Genomic DNA, 3,993 nt, shown 5'->3' with positions numbered 1-3,993 from the left:
GAGATGCTGGGGGCGGCGGGGGTGTAGCCGTAGCCGTTGGGGAAGAGGGTGACGCCGTAGGCGAAGCCCACGCCGACGATGGCCTGGCCGACCATCTTCGCGCCGCTGCGCAGGCCCAGGCTGCGGCGCTTGTAGATCTTGATGAAGTCGTCGAGGAAGCCGACGCAGCCCATCCCGACGAACAGGAACATCACCAGCAGGCCCGACGCGGTGGGCCCGCTGGCGCTGGGCTGCACGATCAGGAGCACCACGTGGGAGCCGAAGTAGCCCACGACGGCGCCGAGGATGATGACGATACCGCCCATGGTGGGCGTGCCCTGCTTGGTCTTGTGGCCCTCGGGTCCGTCGTCGCGGACCTCCTGGCCGAACTTGAACCGGTACAGGAGCTTGATCAGCGGGGGCATGAGCCCCATGGAGACGACGAGCGCGAGGGCCGCCGCCAGAGTGATGCCGATCACTGGGCGTCACCCTCCGTGATGAGGTCGATAACCCTTTCGAGCCCTGCCACGCGTGATCCCTTCACAATGACGACGTCTCCTGTGCGCATCCGCGCGCGCACGGCCGCGGCGGCCTCGTGAACGTCCGCCACGCGGACGCACTCGCCCTGCCACAGTCCCTGCCGCGCGGCGCCCTCGGCGCCGACGGCGATGCCCTCGGCCGCCTCACCGACCACGACCAGGTGGGCCACGCCCGTGCGGGCCGCGAGCTCACCGATCCTCTCGTGCTCGACCCCGCCGCCCTCGCCGAGCTCGGCCATGTGGGCCAGGACGGCGATGGAGCGGCGGTCCCGGGCGAGGGCGCCCAGGGTGGTCAGCGCCGCCCGCATGGACTCGGGGTTGGCGTTGTAGGCGTCGTTGACGAGGGTGGCGCCGGCGTGCTCGGTGACCTCCATGCGCCACCGGCTGACCGGTGTGGCGGCGCCGAGCGCCTCGGCGATCTCGTCCACGCCCATGCCCAGTTCGTCGGCGACCGCGGCGGCGGCCAGCGCGTTGTGGACCTGGTGGGCGCCGACGAGGGCCAGTTCCACCCGGGCGGTGCGCCCGGCCAGGTGGAGGGTGAAGGAGGGGGCGCCCGTCTCGCGCATGACCACGTCCGTGGCGCGCACGGTGGCGTCCTCCCCCAGTCCGTAGGTGACCACGCGCGCACGGGTGCGCGCGGCCATGGCGTTCACGCGCGGGTCGTCGGCGTTGAGGACGGCGACGCCTCCCGCGCCCCTGTCCGCGGCTCCCGGCGGGAGCGCCTCGACCAGCTCGCCCTTGGCCTTGGCGATGGCGTCGCGGTCGCCGAACTCCCCCATGTGGGCGCTGCCGACGTTGAGGACCACGCCGATCCGGGGCGGGGCCACCCCGCACAGGTGGGCGATGTGCCCGATACCCCGGGCGGCGGCTTCCAGGACCAGGTAGCGGGTGCCGGTGTCGGCGCGCAGCACGGTGAGGGGGTGGCCGATCTCGTTGTTGAACGAGCCCGCCGGGGCGACGGTCGGGCCCATGCGGGCCACGACCTGCGCGATGAGGTCCTTGGTCGTGGTCTTGCCGGAGGATCCGGTGACCGCGACGACCTCGGCGCGCTCCGCTCCGCGGCGGGGATCGCTGAGTTCTCGTGCCACGTGCCGGGCCAGCCGCGTCAGGGCCGCGACGACTCCCTCGTCGCCGCCCTCCGCCAGCAGGTGGGGGGCGTCGACGGGTCGGGAGACCAGGGCCGCCGCCGCTCCGTCCGCGACCGCGGAGGCCGCGAAGTCGTGTCCGTCCACGCGTTCGCCGCCCAGGGCGACGAAGAGCGCGCCGGGCACTGCCTGCCGCGAATCGATGACGACGGGGCCGTCGACGACGGCTTCGGGGCGCGCTGATCCGCCGATGGCGGTTTGGGTGATCTCAGCGATCCGATCGAGCGTGAGCGCGATCAAATCCACTCCTCATGTCAGGCCCGGTCCACGACGCCACAGGGGCGGCTGGCCACCCGGCCGGAGTCTCAGGTCAGGGGATGGCACCGCGGATGCCGCGCGTTGCCGCGCCGGGCCTCACCACGGTGTCGGCATGGGCCGCGTCGTGGTCGCCGCCGGGGGCGTCACGTGTCGGGCTGCGATTGCCGGACCTACCTTAGAACATCTTCGGGCGTCCGGAATCCCGCCGGGCCCCCACTGGCGGCAATATGCGCCACTTCGTGACCGTCGGCCCGCACCTGCCCGGAAGCGCTCGCAGGCCCTCCGGCGCGGACGCCGAGGGGGCGCGGGCACGGCCCGCGCCCCCTCGTCCAGACGGTTCGCACTCCGGGAGTGTCGGGGTGTCAGCCCTGGTCAGGAACCCGGTGGATGTCCTGGAGGGCGACCCCCAGCCGCTCGCGGGCGCTCATGCCGAGGTGGTCCTCGATGGCCGCGCGCAGCACCTCGCGGTCGTCGAAGGGCAGCACCTCACCCTTGACGTACTGACCGGTCTCGTGACCCTTCCCGGCGACAACCACCACATCGCCGGGACGGGCGCGCTCGACGGCCAGGCGGATGGCCTCGGCCCGGTCGAACTCCACGGTGACCCGGGCGCGGTGCTCCTCGGGCACCTTGGCGACCCCTTCGAGCATCGACGCGGCGATGCTCACGGGGTCCTCGGTGCGCGGGTTGTCGTTGGTGATGACCAGCTGGTCGGACAGGCGCGCGGCGGCTTCGCCCATGAGCGGGCGTTTGGCGCGGTCGCGGTCGCCTCCGCAGCCGACCACCATGGTCAGCCCGCCCTCGGTGGTGGCGCGCAGGGCGGTCAGGACGGCCTCGATGGCGCCGGGCTTGTGCGAGTAGTCCACGAGCGCGGTGAAGTCCTGGAAGGCGTGGGGCACGGCGTTGGCCACGACCGGCTCCATGCGCCCGGGCACGCCCGGGGCGGCGGCCACACCCGCGATCGCGGTCTCCAGCGGCAGCCCCGCCTCGACCAGACCGACGATGGCGGCCATCGCGTTGGAGACGTTGAAGGGTCCGGGCAGGGCGACGGAGGCGTTGGCCTCCATGCCGCCGGGGCCCACGATGCGGAAGGCGCTCCCCATGGCGCCCAGACGCACGTCCACGGCCCGCCAGTCGGCCTCCATGGCGGTGGCGGGGTCGGCGTCGGTGTAGCCGTCCACGGCGAAGGTGGTGACGGGGACGCGGCCGTCGGCCTGCACCATGTCCACGAGCGCGCGGCCGAAGCGGTCGTCGGCGTTGACCACCGCGATGTCGCAGTACTCGGGGGTGAACAGGCGGGCCTTGGCGTCGAAGTAGTCGCGCAGGTCGGAGTGGAAGTCCAGGTGGTCCTGGGACAGGTTGGTGAAGACCGCGACGTCGTAGCGGGTGCCACCGACCCGGCTCAGGGCCAGGGCGTGGCTGGAGACCTCCATGGCGGCGGCGGAGACGCCGCGTTCGCGCATGAGGGCGAACAGGCCGTGCAGGTCGGTGGCCTCGGGCGTGGTGAGCGAGGAGACGACGCGTTCGTCGCCCACGCGCATCTCCACGGTGCCGACGAGGCCGGTGCGCATTCCGGCGTGGCGCAGGCCCGACTCGACCAGGTACGTGACGGTGGTCTTGCCGCTGGTGCCGGTGGTGCCGATCAGCAGCAGGTCCTGCGCCGGGTCCTTGAAGACCCACGAGGCCGCCGTGCCCAGCACGGCGCGCACGTCGGGGACCACGATGACGGGCAGCCCGGTGGCGGCGGCCCGCTCGGCCCCGTCCCCGTCGGTGAGGACGGCGGCGGCGCCCGCCTCGGCGGCCTGCCCGGCGAAGTCGGCGCCGTGCGCGCGGGTCCCGGGCAGGGCGGCGTACAGGTCTCCGGGCCCCACCTGGCGGGAGTCGTGGGTGATGCCGCGGACGTGCACCTCCCTGTCCGGCACCTCGGGGGGTCGGTCCGCGCCCAGGTCCGGGCGCAGGAGGGAGGCGTCCGGCCCGAGCAGCGCTGCGAGGGCGGACAGTGGACGAAGTGGCGTGTGTTCAGGTCGCATTACCGGTGGCACGTGTGGAGGTTAACCGCTGTCGACGACCGG

The 3,993-nt window shown here is 73.3% G+C and carries 2 protein-coding genes and 1 pseudogene; all 3 read right to left on the bottom strand.

Going from position 1 to position 3,993, the window contains the following annotated elements; translation table 11 throughout:
• A pseudogene (locus DQW06_RS25145) lies at positions 1-458 on the bottom strand (phospho-N-acetylmuramoyl-pentapeptide-transferase); the annotation flags it as partial.
• Positions 455-1,903 carry a UDP-N-acetylmuramoyl-tripeptide--D-alanyl-D-alanine ligase gene (gene murF / locus DQW06_RS25140; protein ID WP_013151944.1) on the bottom strand — a complete coding sequence of 483 codons (1,449 nt, stop codon included), beginning with the start codon at positions 1,901-1,903 and terminating at the stop codon, positions 455-457. The gene murF and the pseudogene DQW06_RS25145, both read right to left, overlap by 4 nt.
• 380 nt (positions 1,904-2,283) lie before the next feature.
• A complete protein-coding gene (locus tag DQW06_RS25135; protein WP_013151943.1) occupies positions 2,284-3,951 on the bottom strand; it encodes a UDP-N-acetylmuramoyl-L-alanyl-D-glutamate--2,6-diaminopimelate ligase in 1,668 nt (555 codons plus the stop codon).
• Positions 3,952-3,993: the final 42 nt, after the last annotated feature.

Source organism: Nocardiopsis sp. TNDT3, from assembly GCF_003427465.1.
Classification (GTDB): Bacteria; Actinomycetota; Actinomycetes; order Streptosporangiales; family Streptosporangiaceae; genus Nocardiopsis; species Nocardiopsis dassonvillei.
The sequence above is the reverse complement of the archived record's forward strand: the minus strand, read 5'-3'. Positions and strand labels throughout refer to the sequence as shown.

What these genes read in the sequence shown, in the direction of transcription:
- DQW06_RS25135 (WP_013151943.1), bottom strand. Translation starts at nt 3,951, where the DNA reads ATGCGACCTGAACACACGCCACTTCGTCCACTGTCCGCCCTCGCAGCG.